The following is a 17,615-nucleotide window of genomic DNA, read 5'->3' on the forward strand; positions in this document are numbered from 1 at the left end:
TGAAGTGCCCCGATGATTCCCGGCCCGGCGGCGGGGAGTGTGGCGCGGCCGGTGGCGCGGCCCGGTGAGCGGTGCGCCCATAGGGTAAAAATATGGGTATGGATGCTGTGAACACCGACGTTTCAGGCGGCTCTGCCGGAGGCAATAACAGAGGCAATGACACGGGGGCCGGTATTGGGAGCGCCGCGGAGGAGATCTCCGGCCCGCCCACGCTGGGCATGGTCCTGCTGGCCGTGGAAGAGCTCTGGCCTGAGTCGCTGGCCGAGGAATGGGACGAAGTGGGTCTCGTGGCGGGGCATCCTTCCGCCGCGGTGAGCAGGATCCTCTTCGCCGTGGATCCGACCCTGGAAGTCATCGAGGAGGCCATCGAGTGGGGTGCGGGTCTGTTGATCACGCACCATCCGCTGCTGCTCAAGGGCGTGACGTCGGTCGCCGCCACCACCGCCAAGGGGCGGGCCGTGCACCGGTTGATCGAGTCCGGTACCGGGCTGCTGACAGTGCACACCAACGGTGATTCCGCCGTCGGCGGAGTGTCCGATGTCCTGGCCGATGCGCTCGGGCTGCAGAACGTCTCCCCGCTGACGCCGGCGGCGGCCGGCCTGCCGGAAGAGGGAATCGGACGGGTGGGAGACCTTGAGGAGGTCCTCACCCTCGGCGACTTCGCGGCCCGGGTCTTTGGGATCCTGCCGGCGGTGGCCGGCGGAGTGCGTGTCTCAGGGGACCGGGACGGCCTCGTCCGGCGGGTTGCCGTCTGCGGCGGAGCCGGTGACTCCCTGTTCGGCCAGGTCCGGGCCAGCAACGCGGACGTTTACGTGACGGCGGATCTTCGGCACCATCCGGCGTCGGAGGCCCGCGAAGCCACCGTCAACGACAGGCCGTACCTGATCGATGTGTCGCACTTCGCCAGCGAGTGGCTGTGGCTGCCCGCCGCCGCGGAAGCACTCGGCAATGTCCTCAGCGACCAGGGGCACGACGTCGAGATCAGGGTAAGCACCACCAACAGCGATCCGTGGGACTTCATTCTGACTCCGGGCTAAGCCTGGCGTGCGAGGGGCCCCGGATGAGCGTAGCGAGGCTGGGGAGCACGCGACGCGCTAGAGTCTAGGAAGCGCCGGTAAGGTGCCCGGCTGACGCCGGTAGGGAACAAGCGGAGGTAAATAGTGGCCAAGGCAGCACCGGCGGAACAGTTGAAGTTGCTCGAATTGCAGGGACTCGATGCGAAGCTGAAGTCCTTGTCCAACCGCCGCCGAAGCCTTGAAAGCGACTCCCGGATCACCGATCTCGAGGCTGCCCTGGGCGTCGCCAACGGCGCACTCGGCGCAGCGAAAGTAGCTGTCCACGACGCCGAGCTCGAGCTCAAGCGCGCCGAAGCGGACGTCGAACAGGTGGCCACCCGGATCGAACGCGACGAGGCCAAGCTGAACAGCGGGACCGGCCTGTCCAAGGATCTCGTAGCCCTGCAGAAGGACCTCGTCTCCCTCAACAAGCGCCGCTCCGACCTTGAAGACGTTGAGCTCGAGGTTCTGGAGCGCCTCGATTCGCTGCGCCTCAAGCAGGCCGAGCAACAGCAGATCGTCAATGACATCCAGGCATCCTTTGGTGTCATCCGTGCCGAACTCGATGAGCAGCTGGCCGAAATCGCGGCCGAGGCCACCGTGGTGCGCGGCAAGCGTGCGGAGTTCGCCGAAGGACTGGACGCGGGCCTGCTCGCGGTCTACGAAAAGACGCTCGCCAAGCGCGGCGTCGGTGCGGCCCGGCTCTTCCATGGCACGTCCGAGGGGTCGGGCATGCACCTGAGCCCGGGCGACCTGGCCGAGATCAAGGCCGCCGCCGAGGACGACATCGTGTTCTGCCCCGATTCCGGCTGCATCCTGGTGCGCTCCGCCGAGTGGGCGTAGCCCCGCCCAACTGAGTCGCAGTTGGAGTCGTCTTGAGGGCTCAGAACGACTCCAAGTGCCAGCTAGTTGGGCTGACCCGGCAGGATGATGTTGAGGGTGTGCGGCTTGCGGGCCGTGCCGTCGACGAGTTCCGCGGTCCACTTTTCGGCCGCCGCCTTCTGCAGCTGGACGGGCGTCGCCGGGGCCTTGCCCCGCCGCGTCAGCAGGTGCCGCGCCAGCTCCCCGCGCGTGTGCTTGGCGAAATGGCTGACCACCTTGCGGACGCCGTCGACCTCCGTGAAGACGTTCACCGAGACAGTCTGCGCCGCCGGAGGAGTCCATGCTGCGGCGTAGGTGCTGGAGCGGCAGTCCACCAGCAGCTCACCGTCCGTGGCGGCGTGCAACGCCTTATTGAGTTGGGGCTTCCAGAACGACGCGAGCCGGCCGACGTGGGGCAGCGCCGTACCCATCGAGAGCCGGTACGCGGGCACCCGGTCCGCAAAGCGGATGGCTCCCCATAAGGCCGACACGACCAGCACCGTTGCGTCGGCCTTCCTGCGCTGCGCCGGCGTGAGGGTGTTGTAGCCCAGCGCGTCGTAAAGCACGCCGGAATAGACCTGGTGGGCGGGCGCTGCGGGTTCGGCGTGCAGCCGGGTGTTGCGTTCGACGTCGGCGCGCAGCGATGCTCCGACGCCCAGGAGCGCGAGGGCATCCTGGTGCGCGCTGACGGTTCCTAGGGCCTCTAGTACTTCCGCCCTGTGGCTGTTGAGTCCGGGAAAGCTCAGGGAGGCCCAGTCGACGGCGTCCCCGCGAGCGGCGGGAGTCTTGCCTTCGGAGGGCGGCAGCAGAATCAGCACCGTCCAATGCTACCGGGAGCCCCGGCTCAACCCAGATGCTGGCCCAGGAAGGACACCATGTCCGGAAGGATGGACCGCCAGTAGGTCGCGTCGTGCCCGCCGGGCTGGAAGCCGCCCTCAGCCGGGCTGTTCAGGCCGCTCACGTAATCCTTCACCGAGGGATACAGCTCGTCCTCCGTGCCGCAGTCGATCCGCTTGGGTAGGTTTGCGAGTTTCGGCCGGAGAGCGAAGACATCGTTGGCCGCAAAATCCCGCGCATGGTCGAAAGCTCCGTCTATGCCGACGCCGAAATGGTCCCAGATGGCCGGGCTCATGGCAGCCACGGCCCGAAGGCCCGGCAGCTTCCGCTGCGAGGCGAGCAGCAGCGCGCCGAAGCCACCCATCGACAGCCCCAGCAGGGCGGTCCGTCCGGTGTCGAGTCCCCGCTGTTGGAGAAGCGGCAGGAATTCCTCCAGCAGCATCTTCTGCGGATCGATTCCGTTGGAGCGCTTGTGCCACCACCAGTCGCCGCCGTCCACTGATGCGAGGGCGAACGGTGTGCCGCCGGCGGCGAGATGGCGCTGAAGGACGTCCTGGGCCTGCAAGGTATCGAAGATTGTCCGGTTGTTGCCGTGCAGCCCGTGAAGGAACATCGCCACGGGGTACCGGGTCCCAGCGCCGGGGAAATTCTCAGCGCCGCCGGCGAGAACGGGCGTGGCGACGGTCCAGTGTGTGGCTTCCGCCGGACGGAACGTGGAGACGAACGAACCGACGCTCAGCGCAACTCTCGGAGCAGCGGCAGGGGTGGACGCGGGACTTGGGGTCGTCGTCGTCCGGGCGGACGGCAGCGTGGGGGTGGAGGCGCAGGCGGAGAAGCCGGACGCGATCAGGCCGGCGGCCGCCAGCTGCAAGAACCGCCTTCGGGAAAGCGCGCACTCGTCCATCCCACGATCATAGGCACCGGACTGCCGGCCGGAGGTTGTCCTAGGCGGCCTTGACCGGAGCGACCTGGGGAGAGGACGCCTCGGCTGCCTGGGCGGAAGCGGCCTCCGCGGCATGCGTTTCGCGCGACAGGAAGGCGGACAGCTCGCCGATCGTACTCATCAACGGAGCCGGGAAGACCACCGTCGAGTTGTTGTCCACGGCGATTTCCACCAGGGACTGCAGGTTGCGCAGCTGCAACGCCAGAGGGTGGACCATCATTGTGTCCGAAGCCTGGCCCAGCGCCGTGGCCGCGATGGCCTCGCCTTCGGCGGCGATGATCTTGGCACGCTTCTCCCGCTCAGCCTCCGCCTGCTTGGCCATCGCCCGCTTCATGCCGTCGGGCAACTGGATGTCCTTGAGCTCCACGAGCGTCACCTCGACGCCCCACTCCAGTGTGAGGGCGTCGAGGATTTCGCGGATATCGCTGTTAATGCGCTGCGTCTCGGACAGGGTCTGGTCCAGGCTGTGACGGCCGACGACCTTCCGCAACGTGGTTTGGGCAATCTGGTTGATCGCGGATGCCACATTCTCGATTGCCACGACGGACTTCACGGCGTCGATCACGCGGTAGTACGCCACCGCGGAAATGTCCACGCTGACGTTGTCCTGGGTGATGATGCCCTGCGACTGGATGGGCATTGTCACGATCCGCAGGCTGACCAGGTGAAGCTTGTCGATCACCGGGATGATGAACCGCAGCCCCGGCAACCGTACGCCGACCACCCGGCCCAGCCGGAACAGCACCCCCTGCTCGAACTGGCGCACAACCCGGATCGACATCTTGGCCAGCACGAGCACCACTACGACGACGACGACCAGCACGATGATGGCGGTGAGATTCATCGGATCACTTCCCTTGCGCGCCCCAAACCGGGGGAGCGGGTGCCTCCGGTCCTACTTCCATTCTCCCACCGGAGCCCCTGTTTGGACCCGGCGAGAGCCGCCCTCCGGGGACCGTAGAATGGACAGCGGATGGGTTGACCAGGCGGCCGCGCGTCACGCAAGTGGCTCGAGGAACGTCCGGGCTCCGCAGAGCAGGGTGGTGGGTAACGCCCACTCGGGGTAACCCGCAGGCCAGTGCCACAGAGAACAGACCGCCTGGGTCGTGCCGGTTTGAAAGCGGCACGGAACAGGTAAGGGTGAAACGGTGGTGTAAGAGACCACCAGCTTCCCGGGTGACCGGGAAGGCTAGGTAAACCCCACCCGGAGCAAGGCCAGACAGGGCACGTTTGAGGGCTGCTCGCCCGAGTGTCCGGGTAGGCCGCTGGAGGGCGTCGGCAACGGCGCCCGTAGATGGATGGCCGCTACTCCCGTGCTGGTAACGGCACGGGAACACAGAACCCGGCGTATCGGTCAACCCATCCAACCAACTTCCTGCGGTCCCGTCTCCCAGCGCCTGTGTGAGTGACTTCACGCCCCCCGACTGCGACACAAACTGTGTGCCGCCTTAGAATGGATAGCGAACGTAGAAGTTCTGCCACCGGGTCTGCGTTCGCAGCCGGTGGTTTTTCTTTGCAACACAGGCGGGTACCGGGGTGGACCGAATCCCCGGCGATGCCAGGTTCCGGACACCCCTCCGGCGGCCGACTTCCCCATACGAGGACGTATGCGGCGGATATTAGGAAGGTAATTCTGTGAGCCAGACGTCAGATTCTTGTCTTGATACGTGGATGGGCCGCGAGGCGCTCGCCGAGGCCATGATTCCGGTGATCGGCCGGCTGTACCGTGAGAACAACGTGTGTGACCTCCATCCACGGCCGCAGCCTGATCAACAAGTCCACCATGAACATCCTGAAGGCACACCGTTTTGCCCGCCGGATGAGCAAGGAAGAGCTGCGGCTCGAGGAGACCGCCCCGCTGCTGGACGCGCTGACCAAGCTGGACCTTGGCGCTGCGGCGATCGATATCGCCCGCCTCACCGAGAAGTACCGGGCCGAGGGCGACGGCGTCAGCCTGGATGAGTTCCTCCGCCAAGAACTCGCCGAAGTCGTCGGAAAGCGCGGCGGCGACGACCGCACCAGCACCGACGTCGTCCTTTACGGCTTCGGCCGCATCGGCCGGCTCCTGGCCCGCCTCCTGATTGAAAAGGCAGGCGGCGGCCACGGCCTGCGGCTGCGTGCCATTGTGGTCCGGCGCGGTTCCGACAACGACCTGGCCAAGCGCGCCAGCCTGCTGCGCCGCGACTCGGTCCACGGGTCCTTCGAAGGCACCATCAAGGTGGACCTCGAGAACGACACCATCACCGCCAACGGCGTGCAGATCCAGGTCATCTACTCGGACAACCCCGCAACGGTGGATTACTCGGCCTACGGCATCCACGACGCACTGGTGGTCGACAACACAGGCCGCTGGCGCGACGCCGAAGGCCTGTCCCAGCACCTGCAGAGCAAGGGCGTGGCACGGGTGCTGCTCACCGCTCCGGGCAAGGGCGAGCTGAAGAACATCGTGCACGGCATCAACCACGGCACCATCACCGACACGGACAAGATCGTCTCCGCGGCTTCCTGCACCACGAACGCCATCACGCCGGTCCTGAAGGCAATCAACGACCGTTACGGCGTCGTGCACGGCCATGTGGAGACCGTGCACTCCTTCACGAACGACCAGAACCTGATCGACAACTTCCACAAGGGAGACCGCCGGGGCCGTTCCGCCGCGCTGAACATGGTCATCACCGAGACGGGTGCCGCCAAGGCCGTGGCGAAGGCCCTGCCGGAACTCCTCGGCAAGCTCACCGGCAGCTCCATCCGCGTCCCGACGCCGGACGTGTCCCTGGCCATCCTCAACCTGAGCCTGGAAAACGGCACCACCAAGGAAGAGGTCAACGATTTCCTCCGGGAGATGTCGCTGCACTCCGAGCTGCGGAAGCAGGTCGATTACATCGACTCGCCCGAGGTTGTCTCCACCGACTTTGTGGGCTCACGCCGCGCAGGCATCGTCGACGGCCTCGCCACGATCTCGAACGACAAGAACCTTGTCCTCTACGTCTGGTACGACAACGAGTTCGGATACAGCTGCCAGGTGGTCCGCGTCATGGAGGAGATGGCCGGCGTGAACCCGCCGTCGTTCCCCGCCAAGGATGCGGCGTCGATCCTGGCTGCCGCCGGACTGCCGGCCGAGGTCTAATACCGGGCCTCCCCGGGATGTGTTTGCTTTTCCCGGCCGGTCCTCTGGAATCGGCCGGGAAAGCCACCCACAATGGAGCCATGGAACAGAACTCGGCTGTGGAGCACGAAACCACCCTGGAACACGCCCTCGACATTGCCCGCCGGAACGCCAAGGAAGCCAAGCGGCTCTTTGACGATGCCGTCGCCAAACGGGACGCCGGTGAGATTGACGACGCGCGGGTCAGGCAGCTGGAGGACCTGATGATCATCGCCAATGAAGACCTGGTGCGGGTGACCAGGGAGCAGTAACCCCAGGCTTTCCTCCGGCAGCGGCGCCACTTGCCCTCCACACTGTGGAGAACCCGAGGGCCGTCCTATCCCCGCCCTAGGCTTCAGACATGCAGCAGGAAATCTATCCTCCTCAGTGCCGCCGCCGGGGACGGTCGTGACGGCCACGTGGGCGGAGTTCCGGCGGGCGCGCCGCCGGTCCCGCCTGGCCTGGGCCATCCTGGCCGCCGGGGTCTTTGTGGTGGTTGGAGGACTGGGCTGGTTCTTCGCGGTCGGCCAGTTCACCGCCTTCGGGCCGCCGTCGGACGGGCCCCACGAGGCGCGGGTCCTTGCCCAGGGCTGGATGAAGGCCGTCCCGTCCGTCCGCGCGGTCCCGACCGGCGCCGCGCTTGCGTTGCTGGACACGCTGGCGGTCAAGGGCCGGGCGGCGAGCGGGGACTATGACCGCAGCGCGTTCGGCCAGGCTTGGCTCGACGTCGACCGCAACGGCTGCGACACCCGCAACGACATCCTCCGCCGCGACCTGGCGGACGTCGTCTTAACGGAAGCCTCCCGTTGCCAAGTCGCCGGCGGATCCTTCCAGGAGCCGTACACCGGGCAACGGACCACCTTCCGCCGCGGTGCGGAGAGCAGCAAGGCCGTGCAGATCGACCACGTCGTGGCGCTCGGGGATGCGTGGCAGAAGGGGGCGCAAAAGCTGACACCCCAACAGCGCGAGCACCTCGCGAACGACCCCCTGAACCTCATCGCCGCCGACGGCCAGGCGAACCAGGACAAGAGCGCGTCCGACGCCGCCACCTGGCTGCCGCCGAACAGGAACTTCCGCTGCCACTATGTTGCCCGGCAGATCTCGGTCAAGGCTGCCTACCGCCTGTGGGTCACACCGGCGGAGAAGGACGCGATGAAAAGGGTCCTCGGGTCCTGCCCGCAGCAGCAGACCGTTGTCCCGCACCCGCTCCGCTGAGGGATCGGAGGCGTACGCGGAAGGCCGGGTTGATGATACGAAGACGGACTTGCTCAGTAGACTGCATCATGGACATTGTGCGATACGTGACGCCGCTGCTGGGCAGCTGGCAGGGAACAAACCGCTCCCGGCTCATGCCGACGGATGATTATCAGGACTCGGCGGCCACCGCCACCGTAGAAGTGACGGCCGCGCACTTCGCGAGCATCGCCTACACCTGGTCCGACGGCGAGAGCCCGCAGGAAGGCCTGTTGCTGATGGCCGGAGGAGCCACTGACGCGGAACCGGCCACTGCGGTCTGGGTGGACTCCTGGCACACGGGCAGGGCACTTATGCAGTTCTCCGGGACTGTCGGCGAAGACGGTGTCCTCCTGCTCCACGGCTCCTACGCCGCGCCGACCGGCCCGGACTGGGGCTGGCAGATCCACCTCCACCCGGCTCCGGACGCCCGCATCACCATGCACAACATCGTGCCGGGCGAGAACCCCTACCAGGTGGTGGAGCTCGCACTCCAACGGTAGGGTGCCGGAATGGACATCATTCTCGTACCCGGATTCTGGTTGGACGCCTCGTCATGGGATGAGGTCACACCTCCCCTCGTCGCGGCCGGGCACAAGGTCTACCCCCTGACGTTGCCCGGCCTCGAGTCCGCCGATGCTCCGCGGGCGGGCATCGGCCTGCGCACCCATGTTGACGCCGTCGTGGCGAAGATCGATGCCTTCGACGCACCCGTGGTCCTGGTGGGCCACTCCGGCGGGGGAGCCATCATTCACGGCGCCGTCGACGCCCGCCCAGACCGGGTGGCGCGGGCAATCTACGTGGACAGCGGCCCGCTCGCCGAGGGCGGGGTCATCAACGACGAACTGCCCACCGAAGGCAACGACATGCCGCTGCCGCCGTGGGAACTGTTCGAGGACGAGGACCTTGTCGACCTGACAGACGAGCTGCGGGCCATGTTCCGCGCCCGCGCCATCCCGCAGCCGAAGGCGGTGGCGCAGGACCAGCAGCATCTCGGCGACGAACGCCGCTATGACGTTCCAGCCACCGTGATCGCCTGCGAATTCCCGTCCTCGATGCTGACGCAAATGATCGAGGCCGGCCACCCGTACGTCGCGGAGCTCGGACGGGTCCGGGACGTCGAATATATCGATCTGCCCACCGGCCACTGGCCGCAGTTCACCAGGCCGGCCGAGCTCGGCGCCGCGATCCGGTCCGCCCTCGAACGGGCTTCCGGGAACTAGCCCGCCGTGGCAGTTCTGAACTGAGGAGGTTCCGCGCAAATTCCCCTCCTTTGGGACTCGCTGCCGGTGTGTCGCGCCAAACCGCCGTCGAATTCCTGCCCGTCGGCGTCAAAGTTGGGGAGATTCCGCGCGCGCGACTAGGGTCACCCGGGACGTCAGTGCCCGAACGGGTCCGGGTCCACGCCGGGCATCCACGTCAGCCCGGGGACGCCCCAGCCGCTTTTCTTGGCCTGCTTCATGGCCTTGCGTGCGTACCGGTCGATCAGCCGGTTGACGTAGAGCTTGCCGTCGAGGTGGTCGTATTCGTGCTGGATCACCCGGGCGAACCAGCCGGTGGCCTCAAACTCCACAGGCTTGCCGTCGCCGTCGAATCCCTGGACGCGTGCCCACTCGGCGCGCTTGAGCGGGTACTGCCCGCCCGGAAAGGACAGGCACCCTTCCTCTTCCTCATCCGGGTCCGGCAGCGCGCCCGATACCTTCGAGAGCGTCAGCACCGGGTTGACCACGACTCCGGACGGCGGGGCGCCGTCGTCGTTGGCGTATTTGTAGACGAAGAGCCGCTTGCCCACCCCGACCTGGGGTGCGGCGAGGCCGACGCCGTTGGCGGCGTCGTTGGTCTCGAACATGTCCGCGATCAGGGTGCGGAGTTCGTCGTCGAAAACTTCGACCTCAGCCGCCCGGCGGTGCAGTACCGGCTCGCCCCAGATGGTGATTGGCAGAACGGTCATGTCAGGTGTGTCCTCGAATGCTTCTTGGCGGTGCTTGGGAACGCTCAGCCGGCGATAGTGCGACCGACGACGTCGCGCATGATTTCATTGGTGCCGCCGAAGATCGTCAGCAGGCGGGCGGCGAGAAAGGCCTGGGCTACGGGGTACTCCATGATGTAGCCGTAGCCGCCGTGCAGCTGCAGGCAGCGGTCGGTGATGGACTTGGCGCGCTCGGAAGCCCACAGCTTCGCACGGGCGGCGGCGGCGGCGTCGAGCTCTCCGGCGTTGAAGGCGAGAATCGCCTGGTCCACATAAGCCTCGGTGACCTCCACCTCGGTGAGGATGTCGGCAAGGGCAAAGCGGCTGTTCTGAAAGTCGATAACACGTTCGCCAAAGGCATTGCGTTCCTTCGTGTACCGGACAGTCGCCTCGTAGATGGCCCGGACGACGGCGGAGCTTGCCGCGGCGATCGCGAGCCGGCCCTGGGGGAGCTGCTCGGCGGCGTACTGCAGGCCCTTGCCCTCCTCACCCACGAGGTCGGCGTGCGGGACGCGGACGTTGTCGAAGAACAGCTCGGCCGTGTCCGAGGCCTTGAGGCCCATTTTGTCCAGCTGCTTGCCGGTGTTGTACCCCTCGCCCTTGCGGACCATGAAGAGGGAGAAGGAGTCGTGGTTTCCCCGGCCTGTGCCGCCGTCGGTCCGGGCCAGGACCAGGGAGGCATCGCCGGAAATGCCGTTGCCGATGAAGGTCTTCTGCCCGCTGACCAGCCAGCCGTCGCCGTCGCGGACGGCTTTCGTGCGGATGCCGCGCAGGTCTGAGCCGGCACCGGGTTCGGTCCAGGCGATGGACGTGACGGTCTCACCGGACACCATGCCGGGCAGCCAGCGGCTCTTGAGGTCATCCGAAGCGTACGCCAGCAGGTGGGGGAGGACCATGTCGTCGTGCAGGTGGAAGGCGAGGCCTACCGCGAGGTGGTTGCTCTTGGCGAACTCCTCGTCCAGCACGGCCCGGAACCGGTAGTCGGCCATGCCCACGCCGCCGAACTCCTCCGGAACCGCGAGGCCCAGCAGGCCCTGTTCACCGGCCGCCGTCCACAGCTCGCGGGACATCATGTGGTCCCTGTCCCATTGGGCGTAATGCGGGGCCACGGTCCTGGCATTGAATTCGGCTGCCATCTCACGGAACATCTCGTGGTCTTCTTCAAAGAGCGTGCGCTTCATTGCAGTCCTTCCGGTGACAGGTCCTTGGACGACGCTGGACAGACAACAAAGGCCGCACCGGATATCCGGTACGGCCTTCGTCTAAGGTCGGACAATTAAGCCGTCCTTCATGAGGGTGAGCGACGGGGGTTGAACCCGCGACCTCCTGGACCACAACCAGGCGCTCTGCCAACTGAGCTACGCCCACCATGTGCCCCGCCATGCCCTCCGGTTGAACCGGCTGGCCGAAAAGGCAACGACAAATAGCTTACCTGCTCTTCGGGGCAGCTTTCGCCACTTTTCCGGTTTCAGGCGAAAATTTCCGGAAAACGTGGCGCAGATTACCCCGGGAGCTGCTCCGCGGGGCTCGTCCCGGCCGGCGCCATGACCTTTTTGGCGATCTGTTGGGCCGTGGCGCTGTCAGGTCCGGGGGCCGGAACAAACACGGCCTCGCGGTAGTAGCGCAGCTCGTCGATCGAATCCTTGATGTCGCCGAGGGCGCGGTGGCCGCCAAGCTTGGCGGGGGACTGGAAGTAGGCCCGCGCGAACCAGCGCCGGGACAGCTCCTTGATGGTGCTCACGTCGATGACCCGGTAGTGCAGGTGCTCCACCAGTTCGGGCATGTCCCGGACCAGGAAGACGCGGTCCGTACCCACCGAGTTGCCGCCCAGGGGTGCCTTCTTGGGATCCGGCACCCACTTCTTGATGTAGTCCAGCACCATGGCCTGGGCTTCCGCCATCGTTTTGCCGTGCGGCAGTTCCGCCAGCAGCCCGGACCGCGTGTGCATGTCCCGCACGAAATCGCCCATCTGGGCCAGTGCGGCGTCGTCCGGCTTGATGACGACGTCGACGCCGTCGCCCAGGATGTTGAGTTCGGAGTCGGTCACCAGCGCGGCCACCTCGATGAGGGCGTCGTTCTTCGTGTCCAGGCCGGTCATTTCGCAGTCGATCCAGACGATGCGTTCGTTAGTAATAGGCACGCGCCCAGCCTACCGTTTCGTCCCCGTTCAGCTGTCCGATGCTAGGATTTCGGGTACGCAGCCTTCGAAGTTTTTCGTTCTCGCGGCGTGCTCCCAGGCCAGCCCGTGCGGCCGCCGCGGGCGGATACGAGCCCCACGACAGATTGGACGATCCTGAGATGATGGCGCCTGTACCGGCGACGGGGAAGACGGTCGAAGGTACGTCCCCTTCGGTGGTTGTGGCAGAAGTGGATAACGCCCGGTCGCCACTGCTGGCGGGGTTCGTCGGATCAATGTTCATGGCGATCGGTTCGCTGGGTGTCGGCTGGCTCGCGCCGGCCTCCGAGCTCCGGAGGGTCCCGCTGTTCATCTGGATGCGCACCGAAGCCGTCGGCGTGGGCGTCTGCATCGTCCTGCTGGCTTTCGGCGGGATGCTGCTGGTCCGTGCCTGGCTGCGGCTGGGCCAGCGTGTGCAGGTTTGGGGCGCCGGTGCCCGCAAGGCGACGTTGCAGGCAGTCGTCGCCTGGGGGCTGCCGCTGATGTTCTCCGTCCCGCTGTTCAGCCGCGACGTCTACGCCTATATCGGCCAGGGCCGCCTGATGGTGGAAGGCTTCAACCCCTACGAAAACGGCATCTCGGCGCTGTCCAACTATTTCCAGCTCGGCGCCGACAAGATGTGGACCGAGGCTCCTGTTCCTTATGGCCAGCTTTTCCTTTGGATCGAGCAGGCGGTCGTCTGGGTCACGAACGTGCATCCGGAAGGCAGCATCATGCTGTTCCGGCTCGCAGCCCTGGTCGGCATCGTCCTGTGCGTGGTCTACGTGCCCAAGCTTGCCGAGCTGCACGGGGTCAACGCGCATCGCGCGCTGTGGCTGACCGCGGCCAATCCGCTGTTCCTCACCAACTTCATCGCCAGCGTCCACAACGATGCGCTGATGATCGGGCTGGCCCTGGCGGGGCTGTACTACTGCGCTACCCGCCGCGTCATCCTCGGGCTGGTGCTCGTCACGCTGTCCATCTCCGTCAAGCCCATCACCATCGTGTTCCTGCCTTTCATCGGCCTGCTCTGGGCCGGCAAGAACGCCAGTTGGCCGCGGAAGTTTGTGTACTGGGGCCTCACCGCCGGAATCAGCCTGGCATTGCTCTACGCCATGAGCCTGGTCAACGGCTTCGGCTTCGGCTGGATCAACGGACTTTCCGCTCCGGGCAGTATCTGGATCTGGTACGCCCCGGTCGGGCTGCTGGGCCTTGTGGTCGCCTCGATCTCCAATGCGTTCGGCCTCGACGGGTGGGGGCTCGCCAAGTGGGTGTACGACGCCGGCAAGCTGCTCGCGCTCGGAATCGTTGCCTGGCAGATCTTCCGGGGGGACCACGACCGCCTGATGCGCCGCCTGACGCTGGCGTTCGCCGCCGTCGTCGTCCTGGCCCCGATGATCCAGTCCTGGTACGTCGTCTGGCTCATTCCGCTCTTTGCGGTTACAGGCATCCGAGATGACTGGCAGGTCAAGGCGCTCTACTTCATCGTCTCCTTCTTCATGGTGTACGCCATCTCCGACCAGCTGGAAGTCTTCCCGTACCTGCAGACGGCGGACCTGGGCCTGGCCCTCGCCCTGGCCCGCAACGCCGCCGCGATCATCGCCCTGCTCTTCGCCCTCTACCTGATTTTCCTCGACCCGAAGACGAAGATGCTGTTCAGCAAGCCGGAGGAACCGGTCACCACCAGGCCGGTCATCTAGGCGGTCTGTGGCCCTAGAGTTGGAGCCATGGCCATGATTAAGACTCCAGCCGAGATTGCCCTGATGCGTGAGGCGGGCAGGGTGGTCGCGAACACCCTGGCGGCTGTCCGGAGCGCCGCCGCGGTCGGAGTGTCCCTGAAGGATCTGGACACCCTTGCGGCGGCAGTGATTGCCGAGGCCGGCGCCACGCCCGCGTTCCTGAATTACAAGCCGCGCTGGGCGTCAGTCCCGTTCCCGGGGGTCATCTGCACCAGCGTCAACGACGCCGTTGTGCACGGGATCCCCAACGACTACCGGCTCCGGGACGGTGACCTGCTCAGCGTCGATTGCGGCGCCTTCCTCGAAGGCTGGTGCGGCGACGCCGCCATCAGCTTCATCGTCGGCACGCCGGACCCCGCGGACCAGGGGCTGATCGACGCCACCGACGCCGCCCTGGCGCGGGGCATTGATGCCGCCCGGATCGGGAACAAGATGGGCGACCTCGGCTACGCGATCGGCGGCGCCTCACGCCGCGCCGGCTATGGCCTCCTTGCGGACCACGGCGGCCACGGGATCGGCAAGGCCATGCACGCCGATCCGCATGTGCCCAATGACGGCAGGCCCGGCCGCGGCATCAAGCTGGCCGAGGGGCTCGTCATTGCCATCGAGCCGATGCTGATCCTCGGGGGCAACGACGACTATTTCCACGACGACGACGAATGGACCCTCCGCTCGGCGAACGGCCGCCGGGCCGCCCACAGCGAGCACACCGTGGCGGTCACGGCGGACGGTCCGGTCATCCTGACCCTGCCTTAGCGGCGGGCGCTGCCTTTGATCCGCTGCCGGTGGGCGGCGAGCCGCAGCTGGATGATGCGTGCGGCGCCGGCGATTGCCACCAGGACTCCGCCTCCGACGGCGGCGATGAACAAGGCGACGCCCAGGGCCACCGCTCCCTCCAGGCCAAAGAATTTCACCTGGACGTAGTCCTGGTTCTGCAGAATGAACACGATCAGCAGGATTAGCACCACCAGTGCGGAGGCGACGGCAACCCAGACCATTCCCGCCCGGGTGACCTTGCGCTGTTCCGGGCTTTCCGCCGGGCCGGAGCGGTCTGTTCCGGCCGTTCCTGCCGGCGTCCTGCCCGGGCCACCAACAGTGGCGACGCCGTCCGTTCGGGGTCCCGCAGTGGTCCCGGCGGCAAAATCCGCATCCGTCCCTGCGGGCGAGGCCTCGCTGGCGTAACCGCTGTCCGTGTAGCCGGCGTTGCCGGCCGCCGGAGGCTGCTGCGCGGGTTCGGTGGGGTCGAACTCTCGGGGTGTCTGGGTCATGGCGGCCGTACCTTTCACGAGTCGTCCCGGCGGGCGGGATGAGCGGCTCGACGCCGGGCGGCGTCCCTTGTGGCGGCGGAGGCCGGAAGCTTCCGGCCACTGCCCTTGAATCAATAGTAAGCCTACTGATCATGAGGATTCGGGTCCACCACCCCACCGGCGCCGCACGTGGCGGCACTGCGGGGCCCGCTGTTGGCACTGCCGGTGCGGCGGTATAACGTCAGGGCAAAGGGGTGCCTGACGGAGGAGGTGCGGCCGTGACCATCATCGACAACGCCGTCTATGTGGACGGTCACCGGACCGCTGACCCCGAAGGCCTGGAAGAGACGTACTTCATCCTGCGCCAGCGCCAGGGCATGGCCTGGATCGGGCTCTACCGGCCGGACGCGGAGGAGCTGCAATCGGTCGCGGACGAATTCGACCTCAATCATCTGGCCGTCGAGGATGCACTGGCGGGCCACCAGCGGGCCAAGGTGGAGCATTACGGCGAGACGCTTTTTCTGGTGCTGCGCCCGGCCCGCTACCTGGACGACCTGGAAAAGGTCGAGTTCGGAGAGATCCACGTCTTCACCGGTGCGGATTTCGTCGTCACTGTCCGCCGCGCCGAGTCGCCCGACCTTGCCCGCGTCCGGCGGCGGATGGAAGCTGACCCGGAGTTCCTGGCACTCGGCCCGGACGCGGTGCTCTACGCGATTCTTGACCAGGTGGTCGACGAGTACGAGCCCGTGGCCACCGGCCTGGAGAACGACGTCGACGAGATCGAAGACGACCTCTTCGCGGCGGACCCGGGTGTCTCCCGCCGGATCTACGAACTATCCCGGCAGGTCATCATGTTCCAGCGTGCGACCGCACCCCTCAATGCCATCCTGCAGACGCTGATGGCCGAATCGCGTAACCGCCATCCCGGACCGGAGTTGCAGGACCACTTCAGGGATGTGCTGGACCACGTGCTGCGCCTCAGTGAACGCATCACGGCTTTCCGCGCCCTGCTGCAGAACGCGCTGGCGGTCAACGCCGCGCTCGTGGCGCAGCGGCAGAACGACGAGATGCGGCTGCTGACAGAATCCAGCTACGCCCAGAACGAGCAGGTCAAGCGGATTTCCTCATGGGCTGCGATTTTGTTCGCGCCGACGTTGATCGGCACGATCTACGGCATGAATTTCCGCTCGATGCCCGAGCTCGACTGGGTCTTCGGTTATCCGATGGCGTTGGGGCTGATGGTGGGGATGGGCCTGGCGCTGTTCTGGACGTTCAAACACAACAAGTGGATCTAGGATTCCGGGACCGGAGATCCACGGGTAGGCGGAAATCCTGGTGGTGGGCAGACAATGAAGTGCCCGCCGGCGGTGAGGTGCCGGCGGGCTATACAGTTGTCTATTCAGTTGTGATTACCGTGCACAAGCCCGTGGTCCTCAACCGTTCTGCGCACGGCGCGGGCCGGAAACAATGGTCAGTTCGCGCTCACGCATCACCCAGCCTGCAACGACGACGGTAGCGGCCCGACCCTTGGAAAAGCTGGGGAGCCGGCATCGCCCGGAACAAAGAAGCGGCCCCGGCGTGCGTTTCCGCAGGCCAGAGCCGCTTTTCCTCGGTGCCCCAGGAGGGAATCGAACCCCCGACCGGCGGATTAGAAGGCCGCTGCTCTATCCCCTGAGCTACTGGGGCATGACCGCCCGCCACACTTACCGGGCTGCGCCTCAAAAAGTTTACAGTGCCTTTCATCCGAAGGCGGGCAGGACAAAGCCGAATTTCAGCCCGGCACCTTCTGACTTGTCCCCAACAGCGTCTATGGGCCGCGGGTTTTCCACATGGCGCGCTTCGGGCCTGCCCGCCGGGCCGCTGCGGCTTCGTTCCGCATGGGCTTGACCGAGCGGCGCTTCGACCGCACCGCCGGGCGCTGGGTTGACGGCAACACGAACTGATAGACAGTTTCAAAAGGCTCTATTTACTGGCCTTCTCGAAGTGTCCAAGGCTCAAGCGCATTGCAACGATCCCCATCCCTCTAGACTTGGTGATCTCGGACTGCGCCTTGACAAACGCGTCGTTATCCACGGCCCGCTTCTCATTGATGGAGTCCTCAATCACCGTCAAGAGCCCCGTGCTTGCCACCAGCATGGCTGTCATTGCTTGATCGACGAGATCTGTGTCGGTGAAGAGGCGGACCGTGTTCAGCATGCCCTGAAGGTCCTGTCTCAGCCGAAGTACTTCGCGTTCGTCCAGCCGTCGCGGATTACCGAAATGTCCTCGGACCAGCAGGCTTTCGTACTCATCGAAAGTCACAAGGAACTTCACGTAAAGGGCTTCCTTCTTCGCCAGTGTCGCCTCTGCCTGCTCATGGTTCTTGTTGAGCTTCCAGAGATCCAGCTCTGCCTTATGCGCGTCTCGGACGTTCTTCCTGTTTACGTAGGCC

At 66.0% G+C, this 17,615-nt stretch carries 17 protein-coding genes, 2 tRNA genes, 1 other RNA gene and 1 pseudogene; 11 read left to right on the forward strand and 10 right to left on the reverse strand.

Annotated elements, in window-relative coordinates; genetic code table 11:
* Window positions 1-98: 98 nt before the first annotated feature.
* Both QFZ65_RS08850 and QFZ65_RS08855 read left to right on the forward strand, forming a co-directional pair.
* Window positions 99-1,037 carry a Nif3-like dinuclear metal center hexameric protein gene (locus QFZ65_RS08850; protein WP_306909758.1) on the forward strand — a complete coding sequence of 313 codons (939 nt, stop codon included), beginning with the start codon at window positions 99-101 and terminating at the stop codon, window positions 1,035-1,037.
* A gap of 123 nt (window positions 1,038-1,160) precedes the next feature.
* Window positions 1,161-1,898 (forward strand): zinc ribbon domain-containing protein, encoded by a 738-nt coding sequence (locus QFZ65_RS08855; protein WP_306909759.1) that lies wholly within the window; start codon window positions 1,161-1,163, stop codon window positions 1,896-1,898.
* 62 nt (window positions 1,899-1,960) lie between these two features.
* Here the strand turns inward: QFZ65_RS08855 and QFZ65_RS08860 are convergent, their stop codons facing one another.
* From QFZ65_RS08860 to QFZ65_RS08870, 3 genes are read right to left on the reverse strand one after another with little or no spacing between them, the layout of a single operon-like run.
* Entirely contained in the window at window positions 1,961-2,734 is a 774-nt protein-coding gene (locus tag QFZ65_RS08860) for a YaaA family protein (RefSeq protein WP_306909760.1), read from the reverse strand.
* A 26-nt stretch (window positions 2,735-2,760) separates the two neighbouring features.
* Window positions 2,761-3,657 (reverse strand): alpha/beta hydrolase family protein, encoded by an 897-nt coding sequence (locus QFZ65_RS08865; protein ID WP_306909761.1) that lies wholly within the window; start codon window positions 3,655-3,657, stop codon window positions 2,761-2,763.
* Window positions 3,658-3,697: 40 nt separating this feature from the next.
* On the reverse strand, window positions 3,698-4,540 hold the full coding sequence (locus tag QFZ65_RS08870) for a slipin family protein (RefSeq protein ID WP_306909762.1): 843 nt from the start codon (window positions 4,538-4,540) through the stop codon (window positions 3,698-3,700).
* Between the two features lie 130 nt (window positions 4,541-4,670).
* On the opposite strand from QFZ65_RS08870, the gene rnpB reads away from it, so the two are divergent.
* The 6 genes and pseudogenes from rnpB to QFZ65_RS08900 all read left to right on the forward strand — a co-directional run bounded on the left by rnpB (window position 4,671) and on the right by QFZ65_RS08900 (window position 9,297).
* Window positions 4,671-5,062: RNase P RNA component class A (rnpB, locus tag QFZ65_RS08875), an RNA gene on the forward strand.
* 305 nt (window positions 5,063-5,367) lie between these two features.
* Window positions 5,368-6,823: pseudogene (locus QFZ65_RS08880) on the forward strand (glyceraldehyde-3-phosphate dehydrogenase).
* 80 nt (window positions 6,824-6,903) lie between these two features.
* Window positions 6,904-7,113 (forward strand): hypothetical protein, encoded by a 210-nt coding sequence (locus QFZ65_RS08885; RefSeq protein WP_306909763.1) that lies wholly within the window; start codon window positions 6,904-6,906, stop codon window positions 7,111-7,113.
* 136 nt (window positions 7,114-7,249) lie between these two features.
* Window positions 7,250-8,056, forward strand: a complete 807-nt coding sequence (locus QFZ65_RS08890) for an HNH endonuclease family protein (RefSeq protein ID WP_306909764.1) — start codon at window positions 7,250-7,252, stop codon at window positions 8,054-8,056.
* 68 nt (window positions 8,057-8,124) lie between these two features.
* Complete coding sequence (locus tag QFZ65_RS08895) at window positions 8,125-8,577, forward strand: DUF1579 family protein (protein ID WP_306909765.1); 453 nt, start codon at window positions 8,125-8,127, stop codon at window positions 8,575-8,577.
* Window positions 8,578-8,586: 9 nt separating this feature from the next.
* The gene (locus QFZ65_RS08900) at window positions 8,587-9,297 is read left to right on the forward strand and encodes an alpha/beta fold hydrolase (protein ID WP_306909766.1); all 711 of its coding nucleotides are present in this window, start codon (window positions 8,587-8,589) and stop codon (window positions 9,295-9,297) included.
* A 155-nt stretch (window positions 9,298-9,452) separates the two neighbouring features.
* On the opposite strand, the gene def is transcribed toward QFZ65_RS08900, so the two are convergent.
* The 4 genes from def to orn form a co-directional block, all read right to left on the reverse strand.
* Window positions 9,453-10,025 (reverse strand): peptide deformylase, encoded by a 573-nt coding sequence (def, locus tag QFZ65_RS08905; protein WP_306909767.1) that lies wholly within the window; start codon window positions 10,023-10,025, stop codon window positions 9,453-9,455.
* 44 nt (window positions 10,026-10,069) lie between these two features.
* The gene (locus QFZ65_RS08910; protein ID WP_306909768.1) at window positions 10,070-11,224 is read right to left on the reverse strand and encodes an acyl-CoA dehydrogenase family protein; all 1,155 of its coding nucleotides are present in this window, start codon (window positions 11,222-11,224) and stop codon (window positions 10,070-10,072) included.
* Window positions 11,225-11,338: 114 nt separating this feature from the next.
* A tRNA-His gene (locus QFZ65_RS08915) sits at window positions 11,339-11,411 on the reverse strand.
* 133 nt (window positions 11,412-11,544) lie between these two features.
* Window positions 11,545-12,183, reverse strand: coding sequence for an oligoribonuclease (gene orn, locus QFZ65_RS08920; RefSeq protein WP_306909769.1), 639 nt, complete (start codon window positions 12,181-12,183; stop codon window positions 11,545-11,547).
* Window positions 12,184-12,341: 158 nt separating this feature from the next.
* Here orn and mptB point away from each other — a divergent pair, with 158 nt between their 5' ends.
* Both mptB and map read left to right on the forward strand, forming a co-directional pair.
* The gene (gene mptB, locus QFZ65_RS08925) at window positions 12,342-13,898 is read left to right on the forward strand and encodes a polyprenol phosphomannose-dependent alpha 1,6 mannosyltransferase MptB (protein ID WP_373427574.1); all 1,557 of its coding nucleotides are present in this window, start codon (window positions 12,342-12,344) and stop codon (window positions 13,896-13,898) included.
* A gap of 27 nt (window positions 13,899-13,925) precedes the next feature.
* Window positions 13,926-14,693 carry a type I methionyl aminopeptidase gene (gene map, locus QFZ65_RS08930; protein ID WP_306909770.1) on the forward strand — a complete coding sequence of 256 codons (768 nt, stop codon included), beginning with the start codon at window positions 13,926-13,928 and terminating at the stop codon, window positions 14,691-14,693.
* Here the strand turns inward: map and QFZ65_RS08935 are convergent.
* The gene (locus tag QFZ65_RS08935) at window positions 14,690-15,205 is read right to left on the reverse strand and encodes a lipopolysaccharide assembly LapA domain-containing protein (protein WP_306909771.1); all 516 of its coding nucleotides are present in this window, start codon (window positions 15,203-15,205) and stop codon (window positions 14,690-14,692) included. The genes map and QFZ65_RS08935 overlap by 4 nt on opposite strands.
* A gap of 257 nt (window positions 15,206-15,462) precedes the next feature.
* Between QFZ65_RS08935 and QFZ65_RS08940 the strand changes: the two genes are divergently transcribed.
* Window positions 15,463-16,479: a magnesium and cobalt transport protein CorA gene (locus tag QFZ65_RS08940; protein WP_306909772.1), complete on the forward strand. Its 1,017-nt coding sequence runs from the start codon at window positions 15,463-15,465 to the stop codon at window positions 16,477-16,479.
* 318 nt (window positions 16,480-16,797) lie between these two features.
* Here the strand turns inward: QFZ65_RS08940 and QFZ65_RS08945 are convergent.
* Together QFZ65_RS08945 and QFZ65_RS08950 are read right to left on the reverse strand one after the other, a co-directional pair.
* Window positions 16,798-16,870, reverse strand: a tRNA-Arg gene (locus tag QFZ65_RS08945).
* Window positions 16,871-17,146: 276 nt separating this feature from the next.
* Entirely contained in the window at window positions 17,147-17,497 is a 351-nt protein-coding gene (locus tag QFZ65_RS08950; protein WP_306909773.1) for a hypothetical protein, read from the reverse strand.
* Between the last annotated feature and the right edge of the window lie 118 nt (window positions 17,498-17,615).

The sequence above is a fragment of the Arthrobacter sp. B3I9 genome, from assembly GCF_030816935.1.
Taxonomy (GTDB): Bacteria; Actinomycetota; Actinomycetes; order Actinomycetales; family Micrococcaceae; genus Arthrobacter.

Excerpts from the sequence above, each read along its gene's own strand:
- QFZ65_RS08865 (WP_306909761.1), bottom strand. The coding sequence starts at position 3,657 with ATGGACGAGTGCGCGCTTTCCCGAAGGCGGTTCTTGCAGCTGGCGGCC.
- QFZ65_RS08935 (WP_306909771.1), bottom strand. The coding sequence starts at position 15,205 with ATGACCCAGACACCCCGAGAGTTCGACCCCACCGAACCCGCGCAGCAG.
- mptB (WP_373427574.1), top strand. The coding sequence starts at position 12,342 with ATGATGGCGCCTGTACCGGCGACGGGGAAGACGGTCGAAGGTACGTCC.
- QFZ65_RS08885 (WP_306909763.1), top strand. The coding sequence starts at position 6,904 with ATGGAACAGAACTCGGCTGTGGAGCACGAAACCACCCTGGAACACGCC.
- QFZ65_RS08850 (WP_306909758.1), top strand. The coding sequence starts at position 99 with ATGGATGCTGTGAACACCGACGTTTCAGGCGGCTCTGCCGGAGGCAAT.
- QFZ65_RS08910 (WP_306909768.1), bottom strand. The coding sequence starts at position 11,224 with ATGAAGCGCACGCTCTTTGAAGAAGACCACGAGATGTTCCGTGAGATG.
- QFZ65_RS08900 (WP_306909766.1), top strand. The coding sequence starts at position 8,587 with ATGGACATCATTCTCGTACCCGGATTCTGGTTGGACGCCTCGTCATGG.
- QFZ65_RS08870 (WP_306909762.1), bottom strand. The coding sequence starts at position 4,540 with ATGAATCTCACCGCCATCATCGTGCTGGTCGTCGTCGTCGTAGTGGTG.
- map (WP_306909770.1), top strand. The coding sequence starts at position 13,926 with ATGGCCATGATTAAGACTCCAGCCGAGATTGCCCTGATGCGTGAGGCG.
- def (WP_306909767.1), bottom strand. The coding sequence starts at position 10,025 with ATGACCGTTCTGCCAATCACCATCTGGGGCGAGCCGGTACTGCACCGC.
- QFZ65_RS08895 (WP_306909765.1), top strand. The coding sequence starts at position 8,125 with ATGGACATTGTGCGATACGTGACGCCGCTGCTGGGCAGCTGGCAGGGA.